The organism is Legionella londiniensis, assembly GCF_001467825.1.
GTDB lineage: Bacteria > Pseudomonadota > Gammaproteobacteria > Legionellales > Legionellaceae > Legionella_A > Legionella_A londiniensis.
Window position 1 is genome coordinate 43,606 of record NZ_LNYK01000007.1, and the last position, 21,689, is coordinate 65,294.

Sequence of the window (21,689 nt, forward strand, 5' to 3'; positions counted from 1 at the left end):
CCCTATCAATTGCGGCCGTGGGTATGGAGATGGGTGTTTGGCATCATGCCATCTTGAGAGCCATTTTTATAATATTATCTTTGATGGCTCAACTGAACAAGTCTCTGTAAGCTTTGAGCGGATAAAAAAGAACGCTTAACCAGGAGAGCCGAAAGGCGCAGGCTCCGCTATTTCTGGGGCAGGATAATACCCCCTGTTTGTATCTTGTTTTTGGAGAGTTCTTTTGACTGAACAGGCATGTTATCTTATGGTGATTTTAGTTCATTAGCTTGTAATTATGACAAAAAAAACCGATGTTAAAGTGGAAAAATTGATGCAAGCAATTGCATTGATACAAGATCAGGAAGAAGCGCGGCGTTTTTTTACCGATTTATGTACTCCAGCAGAGCTTGATGCCATGGCCGATCGCTGGCAAGTGGTTCCTTTGATCCGGGAAGGCGTTCCCTATCGTGCCATACAGGAACGCACAGGCGTCAGTGTTGCCACCATTACGCGCGTTGCGCGATGCATCCATATGGGCGAGGGCGGATACAAGCTCATTGCCGATCGAGCCGATAAGGCCTGAAATCTATTTCCCTGCATAGCCTCTGAATTAGTCTCTTTCGTCCAAATCGTTGACATGCTTCATCAAGGGTGTTATTTTGTAATAGCGTTTTAGCGCATTAAAACATTATTACATGATTACTCGGGAAGAAGATGAGCATACGATTGAGACTGGCCTTGCAAAAAAAAGGCAGATTAGCTGATGAATCTATTTCTTTATTGCGGCAAAGTGGTTTGCAGTTTCGCCTGAAAGAACATGGGTTATTAGTCCATGTCAATAATCTTCCTATTGATCTGCTGTTCGTACGCGATGATGATATTCCCTCTTTGGTGTTCGATGGGATATGCGATGCAGGCATCGTTGGCGAAAATGTCTTGCGTGAAATGGAACTTTCATCCAGTAATACAAAATACCGCACACTGGCAAGGCTTGATGCTTGTGTCTGCCGTCTTGTTATCGCTATACCGGAGCAGTTTAGATGGGTTAGCCCAGGCAGTCTCAATGGCAAGCGCATCGCCACAAGCTATCCCAATTTGCTGAAAGAATATCTTAAGCGACATGGGGTTTCAGCGGAGTGCGTGGTGCTGTCCGGTTCGGTAGAAATGGCGCCCGGAATGGAAATGGCCGATGCGATTTGTGATTTGGTATCGACAGGGCAGGCGCTTGAGGAAAACAAGCTTCGTGAGGTTGATACTGTTTATAAAAGTCAGGCGGTATTGATTCAAACGGCAAAGCCTGTCAATTCCGGGAAACAGGAGTTACTTGAGCGGCTGCTCAGGCGTATTCAAGCGGTGCAGCGGGCAGATACGCGAAAATATATCCTTTTTCATGCTCCAAAGTCTCATCTGCAAAAAATTTGTGAGCATTTGCCTGGTGCGGAATCACCGACCATATTCCCTTTAGCCGGGGCGCAAGACAAGGTTGTTGTTCATATTGTATCCAGTGAGCAGGTTTTCTGGGATACCCTGGAAGCGATTCAGCTTCTGGGTGCAAGCTCAATTTTGGTGTTGCCGATTGAGAAGATGTTGATGTAAGGAGGATACAATGTTCAAACCTGTCAGTTGGAATGCATTATCCAGGGCACAACAAGACTCACTGCTAAAACGGCCTGTCCAAAGGCAAGAACATGATTTTACCTGCAGGGTTCAGCGTGTGATCAATGAAGTTCGAAAAACCGGCGATAAGGCAATTCGTTCATTCACCAAGCAGTTTGATAAAGTCGATATAGAGAACTTAAAAGTGCGTGAAGCGGAATTTGATGCTGCAATGAGGCAGGTTCCTTCTTCCGCAATTGAAGCATTTGCACATGTCGTTAAGCACTTGACTGCATTTCACCGGCAACAGAGACTGCCCGATTATGCAATAGAAACCTCGCCGGGTATTCTATGTGAACAGGCAGCACGCCCTATTCAACGCGTTGGCCTTTATGTGCCGGCAGGCAGTGCGCCTTTGGTTTCTACTGTGCTGATGTTGGGCGTACCCTCCCAATTGGCCGGATGCCCTCTGCGGATATTGTGCTCGCCGCCTGACAATGCAGGCAATATTGATCCCAATATATTGGTTGCAGCCCGATTAAGCGGCATCGATACCATCTTTAAGGTGGGCGGTGCCCAGGCCATTGCTGCTATGGCGTATGGCACAGAAAGCGTCCCCAAGGTGGATAAAATTTTTGGGCCCGGCAATCGATGGGTTACCACAGCCAAAATGCTGGTTTCTCTTGATCCAAATGGCGCGTTGCTTGACATGCCGGCAGGACCATCGGAAGTGCTGGTGGTGGCCGATGACAGGGCAAATCCTTCTGTAGTTGCCGCAGATTTACTTTCACAGGCAGAGCATGGGGAAGATTCGCAGGTGCTGCTGATTTGTATCAGCCAGGATTTTGCCCAAAAAGTATTGCGTGAAATTGACAATCAACTCAAATCTCTGTCACGGGCAGCGGTTGCCCGCCAGTCGCTTCAAAACAGTATCTTGATTGTAGTGGATGGTGTAGTCGAAGCCATCGCGATCGCAAATCAATATGCGCCCGAGCATTTAATTCTGCAGATCGCTGACCCCAGGGAATATCTGCCCGAGATTCATTCAGCAGGCTCTGTCTTTTTAGGGGACTGGACGCCTGAATCTGCCGGCGATTATGCAAGCGGCACAAACCATGTCCTGCCAACATATGGTTTTGCAAGATCTTGCAGCGGATTATCGGTTCGAGATTTTATCAAAACAGTAACTGTCCAGGAATTAACCAGAGATGGGCTTGTTTCCATTGCAGAAACCATTCGTATCCTCACAGGGATTGAAGGACTGGATGCGCACCAACATGCAATTGATATTCGGTTACAGTCGACAGGGGTACATGATGGATAATTTAAACAATCTGGCTAGAAAAGCTGTATTAAAGCTGATTCCATACAGCTCCGCACGCTCTGAAATTGCTGCGGACGGAATCCGCCTGGATGCCAACGAAAATCCCTTTTGCCAAGAGGAGGGCCTGAATCGTTACCCTGAACCGCAACCCCGGGACTTGAAACGTGCGCTGGCTGAGCTTTATGGAGTAAAGGACTCACAGATCATTATGACCAGAGGAAGCGACGAGGGGATTGATTTATTAACACGGGTTTTTTGCGAGCCGGGTCAGGATTCAGTAGTTGTGACCCCGCCCACTTATGGAATGTATGAAGTTTCCGCAAGCATTCAGGGCGTATCAGTCACACCTGTTCCCTTGTTGTCGGAGGCAGGGTTTGCCCTAGACAAGAAAAGCCTCCTTGAGAATCCGGATAAAGGCATAAAGCTGGTTTTCTTATGCTCGCCCAACAACCCTACAGGCAATGTGTTTGCCAGGGCCGATATTTTGGAAATCTGCGAGCAATTTCAAGGTAAAGCCTTAATTGTGGTTGATGAAGCATATATTGAATTTTCAGATATGGAAAGCCTAAGCTCCTCCCTGTCCCGTTATGACAATTTAGTCATTTTGCGTACGCTTTCCAAAGCCTATGGATTAGCCGGTGCACGCATGGGTTGTATTTTGGCGAATCAGGCGGTGGTTGATTTGTTAAAAAAAATCATAGCACCTTATCCGATCCCTGTGCCAGTGGTTAAGGCTGTATTGCCTGCTTTATCAAGAAAAAATCTGGATTGGATACGCGTCCAAATTCAATCTATTCGAAAAGAACGTGAGATACTCAGGATTTTTTTAGCATCCCTCTCGTCTGTCGTAGAGGTTTATCCGTCAGAGGCCAATTTTTTGCTCGTTAAGGTGCAAGATGCTAACCGATGGATGTCCTTGTGCAGACAACACCATATTGTGATTCGATCCCGTACTCACATGCCTGAACTTCGCAATTGCGTACGGATTTCAATAGGGACTGACAGGGAAAATCAACGTTTGCGGGAGGTGCTTTCCTATGTCTAAGCGTAAAATTTTATTTATTGACAGGGACGGAACCTTGATTCATGAACCGGAGGACAAGCAAATCGATACCTTGGAAAAACTCGAGCTTGAGCCTATGGTGATACCTGCGCTGCTCACGCTTAAAAACCAGGGGTACAGGTTTGTGATGGTCTCTAACCAGGATGGGTTGGGCAGCGATTCTTATCCCCCGGAGAGATTTAATCTCGTTCAGGAAAAATTGCTGGGACTTCTGGCATCGCAAGGAATTTTGTTCGATGCCATTCATATCTGTCCGCATAGGGAGATAGATTATTGTGAATGTCGTAAGCCTAGAATAGGGCTCGTGCTTGGTTATCTGTCCATGCCAGAACTGGATAGATCGCGCAGTTTTGTTGTTGGGGACAGGGAAACTGATCTCAAGCTTGCTGAACGCATGGGTTTGCAAGGCATGTTATATGACCGTGCACGAAACAATTGGCCGGCCATTGTATCTCAAATTCAAGGTCGGATGCGTTCTTGTACAGTGAAGCGTAAAACCGCAGAGACATTCATTGAAGCAGCGGTTGATCTGGATAATGCCTGGCCTTTGAAAGTCGATACTTCAATCGGTTTTTTTGATCACATGCTTTCACAGTTCGCAAAGCACGCCGGCATCAGTCTCAAATTAAGCGCCAGCGGAGATTTGCAGGTTGATGAGCATCATTTGGTAGAGGATACGGCGCTGGTTTTGGGACGCGCTTTACGCCAGGCCCTGGGAGATAAGTCCGGCATAAGCCGTTATGGATTCTTGTTGCCAATGGATGAGGCGCTCACCGAAGTTGCGCTTGATCTCAGTGGGCGGCCGTATCTGGTATTTGACGGATCGTTTACCCGGGAACAGGTGGGAGGGTTTCCAACTGAACTAATCCCTCACTTTTTCAGATCATTCGTTGAGCAGTTAAAAGCAACGCTCCACCTTAAAATGAGAGGGGACAATGCACACCATCAAATCGAAAGTCTTTTTAAAGGAGTTGGCCGCGCATTTCGTGAGGCAAAAAGAGTAGATGGGAATGATATTCCAAGTACCAAGGGGATTTTATGATCGTAGTCGTCGATAGCGGCGGAGCCAATCTGGTATCGCTTTTAAGCTGGGTTTCGCGTTTGGGGGTTGATGCATGCGTCAGTACCTGTTCCCGGAAAATTAAAAATGCAAGCCATGTCATTCTGCCTGGAGTGGGTTCTGCAGGCAAGATTATGGAACGGCTCTGTGCCCTTCGGTTAAAAGAACTCTTGCAATCCTTGACCCAACCAGTTTTGGGTATCTGTGTGGGAATGCAGGTGTTGTTTGAATGTTCGGAAGAAGGCGGCACCCCTTGTTTGGGCTTGATGGCTGGGATGATCAAAAAACTGCCTGAAAAGACCGGTCTGATTTTACCGCATATGGGGTGGAATACCCTGCAAATCACTGAAGCATCAGGACTCATGGCAGGGGTGCAGCCCAATGCCTATGTCTATTTTGTTCACAGCTTTTTTGCACCTGTCTCGAAGTACACCCGGGCGGTCGCATACCATGGCTTGCCATTCTCAGCGGCTGTACAGAGCAGCAATTTTTATGGCGTTCAGTTTCATCCGGAGCGATCAGGTGCGGCGGGTCTGCAAATATTAAAAAATTTTATAGAGCTTTGACATGATTATCTATCCAGCAATTGATTGTCGAAAAGGGAAATGCGTGCGTTTATATCAGGGGGATTACAGTCGGGAAACGGTTTATGAAAAACCGCCTGTAGAAAGAGCAAAGGCCTTTGCAAAAGAAGGGGCAACCTGGTTGCATGTCGTTGATTTGGATGGGGCAAAAACAATCGGGGAGAATCAGGCGCTTCTTCTTAAGAAACTGATTTGCTCTGTGCCACTAAAGGTTCAGGTAGGAGGCGGTATCAGAACAGCTTCGCAAATAGAGACTTATTTTAAGCAAGGTGCATCTCGAGTGGTCATTGGCAGTTTAGCGATTGAGGCGCCCAAATGCGTTGCAGGCTGGTTGAGTCGGTTCGGAGGCGAACGTTTGGTTTTGGCGTTTGATGTGGCGTTTGATGAAGCCAATAAGCCGAGGGTGGTAATGCAGGCTTGGCAAAAAATAAGTCACTATGTCTTGCATGAGCTGATGGAATTTTATTTAACCCAAGGTTTGCAACATGTATTGTGTACCGATGTTTCAAAGGATGGGACGTTATCTGGGCCAAATATTGAGCTGTATCAGGATTTAATAAAACAGTTTCCCTCGTTACAGATACAAGCATCGGGCGGCATTCGCAGCCTCGAAGATATTCATTGCCTCAAAAGGACGGGGGTCTCTGGCGCCATTATTGGGCGTGCATTGTATGAAAAAAAGATCACGTTAAAGGAGGCCATCTCATGCCAAGCCTAAGAATTATTCCCTGCCTGGATGTGAAGGGAGGGCGGGTTGTCAAGGGAGTCCAATTTCGAAACCATCGGGATATGGGGGCAATTGAGGATTACGTGGTTTTTTATCGCGACAATGGCGCTGATGAGCTGGTTTTTTACGATATCACAGCAAGCTGTGATGGAAGAAATCTGGATAGAAACTGGGTGACGCGCGTGTCGCGGCTTTTAGACATCCCCTTTTGTGTGGCAGGCGGAATTAAAACGGTTGATGACGCAAGAGCCGTGTTTAAAGCGGGTGCTGATAAAATTTCCATAAATTCCCCTGCCTTGGAAAGGCCGGAATTGATAAGGGAGCTTGCAGAAGAATTTGGGCGTCAATCGATAGTGGTGGGGATTGATAGCTTTGAACAATCAGGCATATACGAAGTATATCGTTATACCGGTTCGCCTGATAAAACCCAGAGTACCGGACGTAAAACGGCTGAGTGGGTATTGGAAGCAGATGATTTGGGGGCAGGAGAAATTGTATTGAACTGCATGAATCAAGACGGAGTTCGGAAGGGATATGATATCGAACAGTTACAGCAAATAAGAAAACTGACTAATCTTCCTTTAATTGCTTCAGGAGGAGCAGGAAGCATGGAAGACTTCCTGCAAGTGTTTCGCAAGGCACACGTTGACGGCGCTTTGGCGGCCAGTGTGTTTCATGATAGGGATATTTTAATTAAGCAATTGAAGCAATTTTTGGCTGTGAATCAACTTGAGGTGAGGCCATGAGTGAATTTAATCCTCCAATCATTGATTGGGAAAAAGCAGGCAGCTTGCTCCCTGCTGTCATCCAGGATCATTATACACGCCAGGTCTTGATGATGGGATATATGAATCGTGAGGCGCTGGCGCGCACCTGCGAAACGGGCCGCGTCACTTTTTATAGCCGGACAAGGCAACGCTTATGGATGAAAGGAGAAACATCCGGTCACGTGCTCAAGGTCGTCGATATCCTGTCTGACTGTGATCATGATGCCTTGTTAATTCTTGCCAAAATAGAGGGACATTGCTGTCATCTAAAGCAGCCAAGTTGTTTCGGAAGAGACGGCTCTTTTGTGCCTGTTTTGGAGAAATTGGAAGAAGTCATTGTCTCAAGATGCCGCGCCTCTGAAAGGCGCAGTTATACCGCACAGTTGTTCGCTGAAGGACTGCAACGGATTGCTCAAAAGGTAGGAGAAGAAGGAGTGGAGGTAGCTCTTGCCGCTGTTGCTGGCAATCGAGAGGAAACCATCAGCGAAGCAGCGGATTTGTTATACCACTTGCTGGTGCTTCTGGCGGCTAAAGAAATCGCATTTAGAGAAGTTTTATCCAGTCTTTTAAGGAGAAAGAAACCATGAGAGCAGCGTTCATTTCAGTGGGCAACAAACATGGTTTGATAGAAGTGGCAAATGCATTGGTTCAATATGGCATAAAATTGCTTGGCTCAAAAGGCACGGCAGATTTCTTGGCTGCACATGGTTTTTCAATATTGTCGACAGAGGACTATATTCAGATGCCGCCAATGTTGGAGGGGCGAGTGAAAACCTTGCATCCAGGTATTTTTGGCGGGATCCTGGCGGACAGGAATAATCCCAAGCATATGAACGAGCTAAGACAGTGGAATGTATATCCGATTGATTTTGTAATTGTTGACCTGTATCCATTTTCATCCAATCAAGATATTGAGCATATTGATATTGGCGGTGTGGCATTAATAAGAGCTGCAGCAAAAAATCATGCTTACTGCACAGCAATTAGTGATAGAAATGATTATGTCAAGTTGATTGATGAATTGCAGGAACAGAAAGGAGAGACCAGGCTTTTATTTCGCCAAAAAATGGCTGCCTCTGCATTTGATAAAAGCTCGCGCTATGATGCAGAAATTAAAGCCTGGTGCAGCCAGGAAGAAATGCGCCCCTTACCGCTGCAAAAAACAGTTCCGTTATCTTATGGGGAAAATCCTCATCAGCAGGCCGATTTTTATAATCTTGCAGGAGAAGCGCCAAATTTCACTTTATTGCAGGGCAGGCCGCTCACATACAATAATTTATTAGATTTGGATGCGGGTATACGCTTGATTTCAGAATTTGATGAGACTGCTGCAGCCGTTATCAAGCATGCAAATCCCTGTGGTGTGGCGCTCGGCATTTCCAGTATGGAGGCGGTTGCCGGTGCATTTCACGCGGATGAGAAAAGTGCATTTGGTGGAATTGTGGCGTTGAACCGGACACTTGATGAAGAAACTGCCGTATTTTTAAAACCCTATTTTATTGAGATGGTTGCAGCGCCCGACTATACCAGGGAGGCTTTTGCAATCCTCAGTCAAAAACCAAAATGCCGCGTCGTGAGGTTCATAAAAGACCAGCCAACGTTTGAATTGCGTACGGCATTAAATGGATTTTTATTGCAAACGACAGATAAAAAAGAGCTGGTACTTCATGAAATGGCCATTCCAACTTTGAAGCAACCAGACGAACAGTTATATGCCGATCTGCAGTTTGCGTTTAAGGTAGTTCGTCATATGAAATCCAATGCCATTGTCATTGCAAAAAATGGAGTCACAAAGGCAATGGGTGTGGGACAAGCCAATCGAGTGGATGCCGTCACGCAGGCGCTTTATCGCGCCGGAACACTTGATTTGCAAAATGCCGTACTTGCATCGGATGGTTTTTTCCCCTTTGCGGACAGCATTAGGTTGATAGCGAAGACGCCGATCAAAACCATTATTCAGCCTGGGGGCTCGCGCATGGATAGGGCGGTGATTGAAGCATGCAATGATGCGCAAATCAGTATGGTTATGACTGGCGTCAGAGCATTCAGACATTGAACAGAGGCATTATATCAACATAATATGTAAAAGTTTAACAAAGATAAGTGATAGCAAGCAGTATGCTATGGGTGTATATATTCGACAGCCGCGGGCCGCTTCCCGTCCACATGGAAGACGCAGCATCCCCGAGATCGCTTTTGCCCCAGGCGGTAAATTCATAGCCCAATCCAACGTTCCAGTTGGGGTTGATCATTTTTTGTGCCCCAGCCCCCAGGGCATAAGTAAAGACAAAAGAGTTGGTGTTGTCTTCGAACCATAGGGGAGCCAGCTCAGTATCAACCTGGGGTATGGTATGATACCCATGTACATGATTAAAACCTGCCCCAATTAATCCTGTGATATACGGCTGGACATAAGCATAAGTCGCGGCAGTAATCAATTTTCCTCTGGCTCCGACCATGCCGTGGCTGACTTTGTATTCATAACGTGAACCGGTTGGAACGCCGTTAGATGCAATCTTGCCCTGTAAATCCACTTCACCTGCCCCGCCGAAGGCTATGCCAAGCTGGGTTAGAAGATATTCGTTAAATGGCCACTGCAATGCTAAAAAGACTTCTCCTGTTCCCAAGGTACTGTTTTTCTCATCAGCTTGATAGGTATTTCGAACTGAAATCTGCCTTTGTTCAGGCGTGTTCTCAGTTTTTACCAGGTAGAGATTTTGAGTTTTACCGGCGCTGGTAAAAGCAACTCCTCCGCTGACTGAAATGACTTTAGTATAATTGCTTGCCGTCATCCAGTCTTCATATGCAAGCGCATATGAGCAGTTTACAAACAAAGCTACTGCTCCAAAAATCCTTTTATAAGAAGCCATATATTCTTCAGAGATTTAAAACCTATACTTTAACATTTTTTCTTATCAGATGGTCAATAAGAATCTTTAAAAATAATTTGAATCTATTCTTTATCAAATAGTTCCATCACTTTCTCGGGAGGGCGGCCAATGATTGCTTTCCCTTTATAGGCCACGATAGGCCGTTGCAATAACTTGGGCTCTTTTGATATTTCTTTTAAAATACGATCCTTATCATCAAGCGATAACCCAAGCTCTTTAAACTCGGGCTCATTGACCCGAACAAACTCTTGTAGCAAAAAATGCTCGCTTAGAGTCTTCAAAGTCTCAATATCAGGGGGAGATTTAAGATATTCGACAATAACAGGCTCTATTCCATGTTGTCTTAGAATGTCCAGCGCCTGTCTTGATTTAGAGCATCTTGGGTTATGATAAATAATCGGTGTTTCCATGGGCCTGCTTGTTGTTTGACTGGTCTAAAAAACATAGCGTAACTCAACAAAGCTCAAGATTCTACTGTGTTCTTCTCCGAATGAAATCTCCCAACCCCTGGGAATTTGCTATTAACTCATAATATGCTTGATAGTCCTCATATACTTTAAGGCATATTTTTTTGTGAGCGGCATTGCTGATTTCAGAAAAGGCAGGTTGTCCGTGACTATCCATTGCGTATCCTGCAGAAGCGTGAAAGCCGCGGCTGAGAAGGGCTTCATGATGCCAATGGTAAATGGCGTTTTTCTTTTTCGTTTCATGCCATATTTCACCTGTAAAATCTTCTCCCAAACACTCCCAGTGCAGGCTGTTTTCATAAAAAGGGATATCAAGATACGCGCATAAGTTGCCGACAGCAGGGGCAGTATCTTGAATGAGTTTTTCCGCATGAATCACATAGGGCTTGTTATAAGCATGGGTTTGTATCAATTTAAAGCTGTTATATAAGGCGCGGTAACCCGTTAGCCTTGCCAAATGGGGCATCATAAAATCCAGGTGCTCGGGGGGAATTTTTTTGTAATAGGACAGTATGCAATGATGGGGGTTACGTAATAAAAAAATAAAATAAATCTGTTTATCCTCTAAGAGCGGGGTTTCATTGTTGATGAATGCTTCAAAGGCAAAACTCATTTCCTTAATGAAAACATTTCCAAGCAGTAATGAACTGTATAATTTTTCTGTAATATCATGATAAGCGCTCCATTTTTTTGATTGATAGTAATCCTTGGAATCTGGAAAATGGATTGTGTTATAAAGAACAGTAGCCGGCTCATTAAATATTTTAAAATCCCCGCGGGCGTCGATCATTCGTAAAAAGGCGGTCGATAATGAACGGGGAGGAGCAATTAGAAAAACCATCTTATTTTTTTGATGACTCATTGATAGCAATCCCATGTTTTAACAAGTCTTTAATAGATAACCCAATTTCCGCGCAACATTTTAGCAAGAAGGCTTCATTTTTCGTATCATTTCTTCCCGCCCAGCGCTTTTGAAAGTAATGAGGCAAGCCGAATTGAAAAGACAGGGCAAAACATGCGCGATATGACAATTAACCTTTTCCAAGCTACAATCGAGGTTAAGAATCAAAATGGATAAAACAGTACTTAAGGGATTAACGATGAAAGGATTTCGTAACATCTTATATGTCAGCAATGGAATCGGCGAGGAAGATGAAGCTGTTAAACGGGCTTTAAAACTTGCGAGTGATAATCATGCAAAACTGAGTGTATTCATCGCATGCCCTCCTTTTCCAGATTATTTGCAGGAATATCAAAAAACTTATGAAGACTCGCTTATTGCCCAAATGGATAAAGCCATTTGTTCAGCTCGTGAAGCCCTAACAATCAGCCAGGAGAAAATACCGGTAAAAATTGATTTGGAATGCGTGCGCGCCCCGGCTATTCATATCATCCGCCATGTATTGCAAAACTCGCATGATTTGTTGATCAAAGATGCCGAACATTCGACCGGCTTAAAAGGATTTAAAGCTTTGGATATGGAATTGCTGCGAAAATGCCCATGTGCACTATTTTTGAGCAAGCCCTTTAAGCATGGCCAAGCAAATGCGCGCGTAGCCGTTGCTGTCGACCCTAATGATGAAGAATCTGAAGGAAAGAATCTCTCACTCAATCTTTTAGAAATATCTCATTCACTGGCTAAGCATTTCTCAGGCAATCTCGATATTATATCCTGCTGGCACTTTCCCTTCGAAGATTATCTTCGTGACAATATTTGGGTGAAAGTCCCTGAACATGAACTTAAGAAAATGATTCATGAAGAAAAGGAACGTACCATGAGTCAATTAAAGGCGCTGATGAAGGAAGTTAATGTCAGTGGGGAAAAGCATCAAATTCATCTTTTAAAGGGTAAGCCGGAAAAGCAAATCCCTGATTTTATTGATGAAAATAAAATCGATCTTTTGGTGATGGGAACGGTGGCGCGCACTGGAATCAAGGGATTTATTATTGGTAATACTGCAGAAAATATTTTACAGGAACTTGATTGCTCCTTGCTTGCCTTAAAACCCCAGGGCTTTATATCGCCAGTTGCCCCTTATTAGGCGTATCCTATTGATGCGGATTCTGCCGGTGCATGCATAAATATGATACTTTCATTTAACAAGAACACTCCATGAACCTGACTGTGCTGGCTGCAACACCATTTTACGAGCTGTCGGCGCTTTTGCTGATAACGACTGTAATTGGTTTTTTCAGTCTGCTGCTACGCCAGCCGATGATTGTCAGCTTTATCCTGGCAGGAATTCTTGCAGGGCCTGATTTCCTCGCCATTGTTCAATCCTATGCCCACATAGAGTTGCTTGCAGAACTTGGTATCGCGGTGTTGCTTTTCCTGGTTGGCCTGAAACTTGATATTCAATTAATCAGAACATTAGGGCTTGTTTCATTGGCAACCGGCATTGGCCAGGTTGTGTTTACCGCCATTATTGGCTCATTCATTGCCATTGCATTGGGCATGGATTTGATCAATGCGCTTTATGTGGGCGTTGCCCTCACTTTTTCCAGCACGATCATCATTGTCAAATTGTTGTCTGATAAACGTGAGGTCGATTCTTTACACGGTAGGATTGCCATCGGTTTTTTGATAGTGCAGGACATTCTTGTTGTATTGGCGATGATTGTCCTTTCAGGTTTCGGGTTAGGGATTGAGAATACCGAGCATTTGGGGTTATACATCAACCTGGCTTTGATGATGCTGTATGCTTTGGCTGTATTGGTTTTTCTTTGGTTATTCATTAGATATTTGGCCACGCCTTTGGTCAACAGTATTGCCCATTCTCATGAACTATTGATCATTTTTGCAATTGGCTGGGCGACCCTGTTAGCCAGTTTGGGTGATTATTTGGGATTCAGTAAGGAACTCGGGGGTTTGCTTGCCGGCATATCTCTGGCTTCAACGCCTTTTAGAGATGCCATTGCTGCCCGACTTTCGTCCGTGCGGGATTTTTTGCTGCTGTTTTTTTTCATTTCATTGGGCGCACAACTTGATTTAAACCAGCTTGAGAACCAGGTTTGGCCTGGGATTGTTTTTTCACTATTTGTTTTGATAGGTAACCCCTTAATTGTGTTAATCATTACAGGCTATATAGGTTATCGCAAGCGGACGGGATTCCTTGCGGGGCTTACTGTCGCCCAGATCAGCGAATTTTCCTTAATCTTTATGGCTATGGGCGTGAAGCTTGGCCATGCGAACCTTGATTCGCTTGGGTTGGTGACTCTTGTGGGTTTAATAACTATTGCGGTTTCGGTGTATATGATCACGTATTCGCATACATTATATCGATGGCTGGAGCCTTTTTTGAGCCCGTTTGAACGGCGATTCCCCTATCGCGAAGAAGAAGGCGCGGAGAAAAAAATAATACAAAATACATTTGATATTATTATATTTGGCTTGGGCCGATATGGCCAGGCAATTGCGGAACGCTTAATCCAAAATGACTTTAAAGTCCTGGCAGTGGATTTTAATCCCGAGGTGGTGAGCGAATGGCGGAAGAACGGTAAATATGCTTTATACGGGGATGCTACCGATATTGAATTTTTTGCTGCCCTCCCGTTGCAAAATGTTCAATGGGTGGTTTGCGCGATACCGCAACAGCCAACGGGTTTGACTCATGAAGATCCGCGGATTTTACTCATCGACGGGCTTATAACGCATCACTATAAAGGGAAAATCGCCGTCTCTGCTCAATATGCCAGTCAAGTTGTGCCATTGCAGAAAAAAGGAGCGGATCTTGTCTTTTTGCCATTTAGTGATGCAGCGGCTCGAGCTGTGGAAAGAATGATGAGTTTTAACGGATAAAAAAACCAATTAACAGGCAGCTGCTAATTGGTTGGATAAAAGCGCGATAAACGAATTCAGATAAACACCTAAATATACATCATGCTCCGGATTTCTTCGAACCGTTCTTCGTCTTCTTTTTTGCTTTGTTCAGCAGCCTGCAACTCCATTTGTTCCAGTTCTTGCTGAATCTTTAATTTCATCACTTCAATCTCATTTCGAGCTTTTAATTCCCCTAAAATACCGGCCAATAAAATGTCAGTGGTACTCTCCAATTTGATTTCCTGAAGGGGTTGTTGCTGCGTTTTTTGTTTTTTTGGCGGTTTTTCTGATAAGTGAGCTTCTTGCTTTTGATTAAAAAAAAGTGGTGAGCTTTGATTTGAATGAGAATTTTTTGTTTTATTTTTTTCCTTTTTTGGGTTCTCTATTTGATTATATTTAGGCATGATGAGCTCCTTTTCCTTGTGAGTCTCTTTCAGATTAATCCAAACAGCAAATTAAATGCAAATATTTATATTTTATTTTTTTGAAAAAATGGTTATGGGCGGGGTATCAAGGAATGCCTTGGAATATTTTTTGGCTTTGGATACTGCCTCTGTACTGAGTGGCACTGGGAGGTAAAACGAAAACTCGGCACTGAAGAGATATCTTGCTCCTACATCAAGTATTATGTCGATCACTTAACCGGAATGAACTGGAACCCATTGCTGGTAACCGCTGTTACAGGAATCCTTGGCATTTCAGCGTTTTTAATCTCCTGCTGGCTAAATTTGCAAGACTGGAAGGCTGAAGTTAGATAAAATTTAATCATAAAAATCAAAAAAATTAGCCAATATGATGCACAAAAAAATACTCTATAAAAAATACAAGATTTAGGCGGGATTGAGGCAGTGAGGCAATTGGTTTGTACCCTGGTCGCGTGAACCAGGGTGTCCTGAACAGCCGCTTACACAAATGTTAATGAATTGGTTGGAAGTTCATCTTGATTTTGCTGGGCATTTATCTCCTGAATAAAATCCATAGTATTCAAAATGCTCATGTTTTGGGTTAAGTGAATGGCATGAATGCCCGCTTCTTTAGCGCCTAATACGTGTTGTAATGTATCATCAATAAAAAGCGTTTCATGCGCCTTTATATTATTTTCTTTGAGCAATTTTAGAAAGGATTCTTTATGCGGTTTTCTCATGCCGAAAATATGTGAATAATACTCAGCATCAAAATAATCACTAAAATTTCTAATATTGCAATCTCGTTCGCTTATTCTAAATACTTCTTGCAAGTGAATTTCATTGGTATTGCTGAATAAAAAAGTTTTGTAGGATTGCCTCAAATCTTTTATCAGGCTTAAGCGCTCATGGGGTAAATCAAGCAGCATGGCATTCCAAATGGCATCAAACATCTCATCGTTAAGTTCCAAATCCAAATCAGACCTTATTATTTCTCTAAATTGAGATGAAGTGATTTTTCCTGTTTCATATAAATCCAAAATTTCGCTTTGCTTTTCTTGAGAATATATCTTATCAACTCGACCGTTGCTTAATTGATTCAATTGAACGATAGTTTTCTTATAATCAATATTAAGAATGACGCCGCCCAAATCAAAAATAATATTTTTAATGGCCATAAAATTTCCTTATTAACAATGAGTTAAGCAATGCAAAAGAGGGGCTCTGTATCTTGAACTGTAAAAATTAATTTTTGTAAGATAGCACCTACCAAAATTATGCTCAAGGTTAGCGGGATTCCGAACATGAAGTGCAGTCACGCCTCCCGGAACAAGTTGTAATCCTGCTTCATTCAATTCCTGGATGGGGTTGGTGTATCTTTTTCACTCATAGTGATCTTCCATGTTTCATATATAATTACTATAGATTAGAAAATAAAACCTAGGCGCAATTTGTTTGGTTACGAATCGTGTTGCTATGAGCAGTGGTGATTGGGTTAAACTGTCGTAATGCGGTACTGCAATACAAAGAATATAGATGAATCAATTTGCTTGGAATTTAAATACCCGTGTTCATGCGCTCAATGGTTTTCCTCCAAACTGTTATGTTAAACGTGATGATGAACTCTCATGCGGCATCAGCGGTACAAAATTGAGGAAATATGCGTCTCTTATGCCTTTTTTGATCCAAAGGCGGGTAAAACATTTGCTGGTTATCGCAGGATCACAATCCAATAATTTATTGGCCGCAGTGCAATTGGCCCGCGAAAATGGAATGAAAATCACGGCGTTTCTTATCAAACCCTGGAAAGAGATGTATCAAGGCAATTACAAATTCAGCCGTTTGTTTATAGAAGACGAAAACATCGTATGGATCGAAAGAAAAAACTGGGCTGCGGTTGAAACCATAGTGTCGGAATATGCCCTGAATTTAAAAGAAAATTATTTTATTTTGAAGGAAGGGGCAAGTGTTGCTGAAGCTATGCCAGGCGCTATGACTCTGGGCGATGATATCATTCGTAATGAAAAGGAATCAGGCCTTTGTTTTCACCATATTTTTATCGAAGCAGGTACCGGGTTCTCAGCCATAGCGCTGATTAAATCCTTGCTTGAGAAAAAACATCCTGCCTTTATTCATGTATTATTGCTTGCTGATGATGAAGTGTTATTTGATGAAAAGCTCTTAAAATGGATAAAAATAAAACCGAAGACCGTTCATTGTTTTTATCCCGAGACCGCTAAGGCATTCGGTGCGGTAAACCGGCAGATTAAAAATGAGATAAAAAGGGTCGCCAAAGAAGAAGGAATATTGCTTGACCCCGTATATTCTGCAAAATTATTTTATGAATCAAGGCATAAAATAATCAGGGAGCATCTTCAGGGCAACAAACTGCTCATTCATTCAGGTGGATTATTATCCTTGTGCGGCTTTGAGATATAAACATTTTTTTGAGGGATAGCGCAATGAAGTTAAAGGACATTTCAATTTGCAGGGTTTATGAGCTGCCGGAAGAAAAAGAAGGCATATGGATTCTGGTGGATAAATTATGGCCAAGGGGCATCAAAAAGGAAGAGCTGCCCTATGATGAATGGCTTCAAGAGATTGCACCCAGCGCTGCCTTGCGGAAATGGTTTGATCATGATCCTGAAAAATGGGAAGAATTCAGGCGAAAGTACGCAGAGGAATTGCATGAGAAAGAAGAGCTGGTCCAAAAGCTGTTGGAGAAAGCAAAACAAAACCCTGTGACTTTGCTCTTTGCGGCTAAAGATAAGCGACATAATCACGCATTGGTATTAAAAGAGGCTCTTTTGGCGTGGCCGGAATTTCCCGATTTTTGTAAGGATTAACCCTTAGGATATATGGCCAGCTGCCCGATAATGCCGAATGCTCCGGGAAAAAATTTATTTTGCCCTGTTAATATTTTATTAAGCTCAAAATTGTATAATTTTTGACAGATACTCAATGGAGTTACCCATGACTGTTCAAAGATTTACCGAAAAAAAACGATCTCGAATAATTCAAGAATATAAAAACCCTAAATCCGATAAAGTGGATTCTTCAGCTGAAAATCATAGCAAGCAAGAACAAATTACCCATCAAAAAAAGCTGCACAAAGCTCCTTTTCTTGAGAACAATCCCCGTATTGATAATTTAGATCAAAAAATTGATCTCATGAGAAAATATGGCGAGAGGTTGGCAAAAGAGGATGAGGATAAAGGCAAAACCGCTAAAAAACTTGCATATAAGCTCAAAGAAAAAGTAGATATATTTGTTCAAAATGCAGCAGAAACCGATCCTCAATCAGGAGAAATCAATCGATTTAAGCTTGAGTTTATTGATTTGCTGCATAGCAAAGATAAATCAATGGATACTTACAAAAAAGCGTGGAAGCCAATTGTTGATGATATCCTGGCTGCCTTGAGCGGCATTGGCCTCGTTGCCCTTACGATAAAGTCCGGAAGCAATGCTGTACACTCTATCAGGAATAATAAACCGTTTACGTTTAATGATTCCTGTTTTTTTGCAAGAACACGGCGTGAAGAACAGGTGCAGGAAATTGAATCAGCATTGAGTTTTATCAAGCCGTAATTGCAATGACTGCTGGAAAAGAGGTTTGATTAAATCGCGGCCATTCAATCTTAGCCTATTTATTTTAATCATAAATTAAGTTATACATTACTTATTCGGATAAGTGCCGACTCCTATATTATCAGTAAGGCAAGGAAGAAAGTCTTTATTCACATGTACACTAAATATGAGTTTTATTGAGCCTTTAAGTACGTGTTGCAAATAAGCCGCCTTGATAAGAGATCCGCAGTATCATCATTTTACCTTCATGAGGGATCATCATGTGCCGTTTGCGTAGCCTGTTTATTCTGCTTCCTGTGTTTCTTTCGACCTTCCCAACGGCATTTGCCATGGAGCCTGGAAATAATAAACCGGTACATAATTCACGCTTGTTTCTTGCGGCGGATATCAGCATGGCCTGGCCTGAATTTTCAAATGATATGACCATAGATAATGGCGCCCCATATCCTGCGCCTTATAACCAGGATCAATACACCGTAAAAAGTCAAAAACAAGCGGCTTTGGGCATACTGGGAGGTTTGCAATGGCAGAGGCAAAACGATTGGATACCCGCCTATTCCCTGGGGTTGCGTTATCAACACCTTTTTTCCAGAAGTTATAGCGGATTGATCGTTCAATACAGTCTTCCCCAATTTACCAATTACCATTATTCCTGGGATATCAATTCGGATGCTTTGATGTTGTTTTCCAAAGTGGATATATACCGTTTTGGCCGTTTTTTGCCTTATGTCGATATTGGACTTGGAGCATCGATAAATCACAGCCGCCATTTTCAGGAGTCGGCGTTACCGGGCATTACTCCCCGCTTAAGCCCTTATTTTGGCGACAAAACAAAACCCAATTTTGCTTATATGCTGGGCATGGGGGTTGATTATGAACTTGGGTCAAATCTTTCAATTTTTTTAGGTTATAACTATCAAAATCTTGGCCGTGTACAATCAGGGAGAGGTATTTCCACATGGTCGGGAGAGTATCTTGATTTAGGTCGGTATAAGGCAAATCTCATCACTCTGGGAGCATCTTGTTACCTTGATGCAAACCAACCGCTCTTGGGGTAACAGTTTTTTCATAATAACTGCGATGCAAATACAAAAGGACTGTAAATGAAACTTAATTTTTCCTTGATTGGATTGACCTTTTTAATGATGGCAAAGGCCTCGGCCGCAACTGATCCTATATCCTTTGAATTGCTGCCTGCTGCCGGGTTTCCAGATACCCAGGTTGGTCACCAATCTTCCATACAATATACCTTAACGAACCATTTACCGTTTGCAGCGACACTGATAACCGAATATCAATTCAGAGGCGGGGCCTTTAGCATTCATGATGATTGCCATAATCGTTCGGTAGCTTCAGGCGGAAGCTGCCAGGTTATTGTTGGTTTTAAACCGGCAGCCGCAGGCAATTCGAGCTTTAATTTAATTTATGGATACCATAATAACCGCGTTTCCTTACCTGCCATAACAGCAATTGGGATTGCCGAACCATCTACTACTGTTTTAAGCGGAACTATTGTGGGCTTGCCCCCATCATTTTATTCAGGGGAACAGGTTGATTACACCGCGGTTTTTACCAACAAGGGTCATGCGCAATTAACAGGTTGTACAATATCTAATTTTACCAGCACGGGTGTACCGGCAGTGCTGAATACAGCCCAAGGCATCCCGCCATGCGGGGCAACATTAGATCCAGGCGATTCCTGTCATCTGGATGGCACCGCTACTGCCAATGCATCGGGTATTTTGAAAATTACTGGCCATATGCGTTGCACAGGTCCTGCCGCCGTATCTTCTGCCCCTCATGCTTCCGCAATAGTCAAAAAACAGGGCGGTTGTACAGTTCATGCGAATGTTTTGTTGCCTTTACCCGAAACAACACATACCTATTCTGATAATATTGTGAAATACGTTATTGAAAATGAATGTCCCGGCGCAGTTGGTCTTGGCAATATAAGCATTCAATCTTCAGGCGGAGACCCGGTAATTACACGCTCCAAGGCGTTAAGTACTTGTGGTTCAACAATTGCAGGCCTTTCTGAATGCTATGTATTTGCTTCAGTCATACCGCAGAAAACCGGCGCGATGTCTATAACATTGGCTACCGTAACGGGCACAGGCGAAAAAATATCGGCTGTAACGAGCACAAAAATCCTGGCTCCAGGCTATAACCATACAATCAACTTTATTAATCAGTGTCCGTTTCCTGTATGGTATGGCGTGCAGAATAATCCAGGCGATCCTGATGTACAGGATCCCACAAAAAATCCAAGCCCTGATACGTATCGTCTCGCAAGGCAGGTTCCGGGTTCAGTACCTGTAGTCAAATCAATCACATTCCCTGGAAAATTTTTCGGCGATATGTTTCCAAGAACTGGTTGCACAGGCGGAACGACGACGCCTTTAGTTTGCAAAACCGCGGATTGTAATTCCGGCAATAATGGAAAATGCAATGGAGATGGACATTCTCCATACACCAGGATAGAGGAAGTTTTCTTTAACACGGTTGTAGGCGCAGGCTATCAGGGAACTTATGATATATCCGTTATTAATGGCATAAGTATACCAGTGGAAATGAAAGGATTAGGGCCAAAAAACTCAGCTCCCGCATTTGCTGCTACGCCGTTTTACTGCGCCGGGGCAGGCGCGCCAATCCAGCCGCCGCAAGCAGGTAGTGAGACGCTTGGAAATTGCAGCTGGAATTTTACTGTCCCAACGAATAACAAAATGAATCCAAGACTATTTAACTTTGTTGAATATAATGCGCCTAATTATAATTGTGCGGCTCCCTGCAATGGGGGGGAAGTGTGCGGGCTTGCCTATATTGATAACAATCCTGAAAACAATGTTACGATGAGTTGCGGCAAATTGATAGGCTACTGGACTATCAACCAGTCATGCGGTCCAACAACCTATGATGCATTATTGCCAAATTCCGATAATCCAAAGTCTGTGTTCAAATGTGCTACAGTATACAATAACCCGGGCAGGGCAGTGCAACAATACCCAACACCAACGACTTACTATGATATATACAGTTGCAATACGCCGCCAGGACCTAACCCTAATAAACTAGGATCCTGCTATCCCAGTACCTCTGGAAATTTATGCTGCGGCGCAAAAAACTGGAATAAAGACCCCTATTTGACCGCGCAGGATAAAAATGCAGATCATATCAATCCTGATTGGATCGGGAGCTCAAGCCCATTATTGCCTACACCTTTTTATTCTATTTTATGGATAAAGGAAGGGTGCCCGACTGCCTATGTGTATCCTTATGATGATCATTCCTCGTCATTTAGGTGTTATACCTCGGATGCAGCTCAAAGAAAGCTTGTGAAGATGGACTTTGATGTTGTCTTTTGTCCCGGAGGATTAACCGGTCAATTGTCCACTGATCCATAGGCTTATTCAGGGTAA

23 protein-coding genes are annotated in these 21,689 nt (G+C 43.4%); 18 read left to right on the top strand and 5 right to left on the bottom strand.

The genetic code is table 11. From position 1 onward, the window contains the following. The first annotated feature begins 277 nt into the window (after positions 1–277). The 10 genes from Llon_RS02245 to purH all read left to right on the top strand — a co-directional run bounded on the left by Llon_RS02245 (position 278) and on the right by purH (position 9,159). A complete protein-coding gene (locus Llon_RS02245; protein ID WP_058528452.1) occupies positions 278–565 on the top strand; it encodes a YerC/YecD family TrpR-related protein in 288 nt (95 codons plus the stop codon). Positions 566–696: 131 nt separating this feature from the next. Next, a complete protein-coding gene (hisG, locus tag Llon_RS02250) occupies positions 697–1,578 on the top strand; it encodes an ATP phosphoribosyltransferase (RefSeq protein WP_058528453.1) in 882 nt (293 codons plus the stop codon). Between the two features lie 10 nt (positions 1,579–1,588). Beyond that, entirely contained in the window at positions 1,589–2,902 is a 1,314-nt protein-coding gene (hisD, locus tag Llon_RS02255) for a histidinol dehydrogenase (protein WP_058528454.1), read from the top strand. Continuing rightward, entirely contained in the window at positions 2,895–3,947 is a 1,053-nt protein-coding gene (hisC, locus tag Llon_RS02260; RefSeq protein WP_058528455.1) for a histidinol-phosphate transaminase, read from the top strand. Before hisD ends, hisC begins: the two co-directional genes overlap by 8 nt. Then, a complete protein-coding gene (hisB, locus tag Llon_RS02265; protein ID WP_058528456.1) occupies positions 3,940–5,007 on the top strand; it encodes a bifunctional histidinol-phosphatase/imidazoleglycerol-phosphate dehydratase HisB in 1,068 nt (355 codons plus the stop codon). The genes hisC and hisB overlap by 8 nt, the downstream gene beginning before the upstream one ends. Continuing rightward, complete coding sequence (hisH, locus tag Llon_RS02270; protein ID WP_058528457.1) at positions 5,004–5,591, top strand: imidazole glycerol phosphate synthase subunit HisH; 588 nt, start codon at positions 5,004–5,006, stop codon at positions 5,589–5,591. Before hisB ends, hisH begins: the two co-directional genes overlap by 4 nt. 1 nt (position 5,592) lies before the next feature. Continuing rightward, positions 5,593–6,327, top strand: a complete 735-nt coding sequence (gene hisA, locus Llon_RS02275) for a 1-(5-phosphoribosyl)-5-[(5-phosphoribosylamino)methylideneamino]imidazole-4-carboxamide isomerase (RefSeq protein WP_058528458.1) — start codon at positions 5,593–5,595, stop codon at positions 6,325–6,327. Further along, complete coding sequence (hisF, locus tag Llon_RS02280; protein WP_058528459.1) at positions 6,315–7,082, top strand: imidazole glycerol phosphate synthase subunit HisF; 768 nt, start codon at positions 6,315–6,317, stop codon at positions 7,080–7,082. Before hisA ends, hisF begins: the two co-directional genes overlap by 13 nt. Next, positions 7,079–7,690, top strand: a complete 612-nt coding sequence (gene hisIE, locus Llon_RS02285) for a bifunctional phosphoribosyl-AMP cyclohydrolase/phosphoribosyl-ATP diphosphatase HisIE (protein WP_058528460.1) — start codon at positions 7,079–7,081, stop codon at positions 7,688–7,690. The genes hisF and hisIE overlap by 4 nt, the downstream gene beginning before the upstream one ends. Next, positions 7,687–9,159, top strand: coding sequence for a bifunctional phosphoribosylaminoimidazolecarboxamide formyltransferase/IMP cyclohydrolase (gene purH, locus Llon_RS02290; RefSeq protein ID WP_058528461.1), 1,473 nt, complete (start codon positions 7,687–7,689; stop codon positions 9,157–9,159). The genes hisIE and purH overlap by 4 nt, the downstream gene beginning before the upstream one ends. 34 nt (positions 9,160–9,193) lie before the next feature. On the opposite strand, the gene Llon_RS02295 is transcribed toward purH, so the two are convergent. The 3 genes from Llon_RS02295 to Llon_RS02305 form a co-directional block, all read right to left on the bottom strand. After that, positions 9,194–9,973 carry an outer membrane protein gene (locus Llon_RS02295; RefSeq protein WP_058528462.1) on the bottom strand — a complete coding sequence of 260 codons (780 nt, stop codon included), beginning with the start codon at positions 9,971–9,973 and terminating at the stop codon, positions 9,194–9,196. An 83-nt stretch (positions 9,974–10,056) separates the two neighbouring features. Beyond that, a complete protein-coding gene (gene arsC, locus Llon_RS02300) occupies positions 10,057–10,404 on the bottom strand; it encodes an arsenate reductase (glutaredoxin) (protein ID WP_058528463.1) in 348 nt (115 codons plus the stop codon). Between the two features lie 61 nt (positions 10,405–10,465). Next, the gene (locus tag Llon_RS02305; protein WP_115336822.1) at positions 10,466–11,323 is read right to left on the bottom strand and encodes a sulfotransferase family protein; all 858 of its coding nucleotides are present in this window, start codon (positions 11,321–11,323) and stop codon (positions 10,466–10,468) included. 238 nt (positions 11,324–11,561) lie between these two features. On the opposite strand from Llon_RS02305, the gene Llon_RS02315 reads away from it, so the two are divergent. Further along, complete coding sequence (locus Llon_RS02315) at positions 11,562–12,503, top strand: universal stress protein (protein WP_058528466.1); 942 nt, start codon at positions 11,562–11,564, stop codon at positions 12,501–12,503. A gap of 71 nt (positions 12,504–12,574) precedes the next feature. Next, the gene (locus Llon_RS02320) at positions 12,575–14,260 is read left to right on the top strand and encodes a cation:proton antiporter (protein WP_058528467.1); all 1,686 of its coding nucleotides are present in this window, start codon (positions 12,575–12,577) and stop codon (positions 14,258–14,260) included. Positions 14,261–14,328: 68 nt separating this feature from the next. Here Llon_RS02320 and Llon_RS02325 read toward each other — a convergent pair whose 3' ends face one another. After that, positions 14,329–14,685: a hypothetical protein gene (locus Llon_RS02325; RefSeq protein WP_058528468.1), complete on the bottom strand. Its 357-nt coding sequence runs from the start codon at positions 14,683–14,685 to the stop codon at positions 14,329–14,331. Between the two features lie 123 nt (positions 14,686–14,808). Here Llon_RS02325 and Llon_RS11885 point away from each other — a divergent pair, with 123 nt between their 5' ends. Then, positions 14,809–15,039, top strand: coding sequence for a DUF2784 family protein (locus Llon_RS11885; RefSeq protein WP_420324206.1), 231 nt, complete (start codon positions 14,809–14,811; stop codon positions 15,037–15,039). Between the two features lie 146 nt (positions 15,040–15,185). On the opposite strand, the gene Llon_RS02330 is transcribed toward Llon_RS11885, so the two are convergent. After that, the gene (locus Llon_RS02330; protein ID WP_058528469.1) at positions 15,186–15,863 is read right to left on the bottom strand and encodes an HAD family hydrolase; all 678 of its coding nucleotides are present in this window, start codon (positions 15,861–15,863) and stop codon (positions 15,186–15,188) included. A gap of 358 nt (positions 15,864–16,221) precedes the next feature. Here Llon_RS02330 and Llon_RS02335 point away from each other — a divergent pair, with 358 nt between their 5' ends. The 5 genes from Llon_RS02335 (at position 16,222) to Llon_RS02355 (ending at position 21,674) form a co-directional block, all read left to right on the top strand. After that, positions 16,222–17,124, top strand: coding sequence for a hypothetical protein (locus Llon_RS02335; protein ID WP_058528470.1), 903 nt, complete (start codon positions 16,222–16,224; stop codon positions 17,122–17,124). A 23-nt stretch (positions 17,125–17,147) separates the two neighbouring features. Next, a complete protein-coding gene (locus Llon_RS02340) occupies positions 17,148–17,531 on the top strand; it encodes a DUF488 domain-containing protein (RefSeq protein WP_058528471.1) in 384 nt (127 codons plus the stop codon). A 127-nt stretch (positions 17,532–17,658) separates the two neighbouring features. Further along, positions 17,659–18,273: a hypothetical protein gene (locus Llon_RS02345; RefSeq protein WP_058528472.1), complete on the top strand. Its 615-nt coding sequence runs from the start codon at positions 17,659–17,661 to the stop codon at positions 18,271–18,273. A gap of 260 nt (positions 18,274–18,533) precedes the next feature. Then, positions 18,534–19,331, top strand: coding sequence for an outer membrane protein (locus Llon_RS02350; RefSeq protein WP_058528473.1), 798 nt, complete (start codon positions 18,534–18,536; stop codon positions 19,329–19,331). Positions 19,332–19,376: 45 nt separating this feature from the next. Continuing rightward, positions 19,377–21,674 carry a thaumatin family protein gene (locus tag Llon_RS02355; protein WP_058528474.1) on the top strand — a complete coding sequence of 766 codons (2,298 nt, stop codon included), beginning with the start codon at positions 19,377–19,379 and terminating at the stop codon, positions 21,672–21,674. Positions 21,675–21,689: the final 15 nt, after the last annotated feature.

Excerpts from the sequence above, each read along its gene's own strand:
- Llon_RS02245 (WP_058528452.1), top strand. The coding sequence starts at position 278 with ATGACAAAAAAAACCGATGTTAAAGTGGAAAAATTGATGCAAGCAATT.
- hisG (WP_058528453.1), top strand. The coding sequence starts at position 697 with ATGAGCATACGATTGAGACTGGCCTTGCAAAAAAAAGGCAGATTAGCT.
- hisD (WP_058528454.1), top strand. The coding sequence starts at position 1,589 with ATGTTCAAACCTGTCAGTTGGAATGCATTATCCAGGGCACAACAAGAC.
- hisC (WP_058528455.1), top strand. The coding sequence starts at position 2,895 with ATGGATAATTTAAACAATCTGGCTAGAAAAGCTGTATTAAAGCTGATT.
- hisB (WP_058528456.1), top strand. The coding sequence starts at position 3,940 with ATGTCTAAGCGTAAAATTTTATTTATTGACAGGGACGGAACCTTGATT.
- hisH (WP_058528457.1), top strand. The coding sequence starts at position 5,004 with ATGATCGTAGTCGTCGATAGCGGCGGAGCCAATCTGGTATCGCTTTTA.
- hisA (WP_058528458.1), top strand. The coding sequence starts at position 5,593 with ATGATTATCTATCCAGCAATTGATTGTCGAAAAGGGAAATGCGTGCGT.
- hisF (WP_058528459.1), top strand. The coding sequence starts at position 6,315 with ATGCCAAGCCTAAGAATTATTCCCTGCCTGGATGTGAAGGGAGGGCGG.
- hisIE (WP_058528460.1), top strand. The coding sequence starts at position 7,079 with ATGAGTGAATTTAATCCTCCAATCATTGATTGGGAAAAAGCAGGCAGC.
- purH (WP_058528461.1), top strand. The coding sequence starts at position 7,687 with ATGAGAGCAGCGTTCATTTCAGTGGGCAACAAACATGGTTTGATAGAA.
- Llon_RS02295 (WP_058528462.1), bottom strand. The coding sequence starts at position 9,973 with ATGGCTTCTTATAAAAGGATTTTTGGAGCAGTAGCTTTGTTTGTAAAC.
- arsC (WP_058528463.1), bottom strand. The coding sequence starts at position 10,404 with ATGGAAACACCGATTATTTATCATAACCCAAGATGCTCTAAATCAAGA.
- Llon_RS02305 (WP_115336822.1), bottom strand. The coding sequence starts at position 11,323 with ATGAGTCATCAAAAAAATAAGATGGTTTTTCTAATTGCTCCTCCCCGT.
- Llon_RS02315 (WP_058528466.1), top strand. The coding sequence starts at position 11,562 with ATGAAAGGATTTCGTAACATCTTATATGTCAGCAATGGAATCGGCGAG.
- Llon_RS02320 (WP_058528467.1), top strand. The coding sequence starts at position 12,575 with ATGAACCTGACTGTGCTGGCTGCAACACCATTTTACGAGCTGTCGGCG.
- Llon_RS02325 (WP_058528468.1), bottom strand. The coding sequence starts at position 14,685 with ATGCCTAAATATAATCAAATAGAGAACCCAAAAAAGGAAAAAAATAAA.
- Llon_RS02330 (WP_058528469.1), bottom strand. The coding sequence starts at position 15,863 with ATGGCCATTAAAAATATTATTTTTGATTTGGGCGGCGTCATTCTTAAT.
- Llon_RS02335 (WP_058528470.1), top strand. The coding sequence starts at position 16,222 with ATGAATCAATTTGCTTGGAATTTAAATACCCGTGTTCATGCGCTCAAT.
- Llon_RS02340 (WP_058528471.1), top strand. The coding sequence starts at position 17,148 with ATGAAGTTAAAGGACATTTCAATTTGCAGGGTTTATGAGCTGCCGGAA.
- Llon_RS02345 (WP_058528472.1), top strand. The coding sequence starts at position 17,659 with ATGACTGTTCAAAGATTTACCGAAAAAAAACGATCTCGAATAATTCAA.
- Llon_RS02350 (WP_058528473.1), top strand. The coding sequence starts at position 18,534 with ATGTGCCGTTTGCGTAGCCTGTTTATTCTGCTTCCTGTGTTTCTTTCG.
- Llon_RS02355 (WP_058528474.1), top strand. The coding sequence starts at position 19,377 with ATGAAACTTAATTTTTCCTTGATTGGATTGACCTTTTTAATGATGGCA.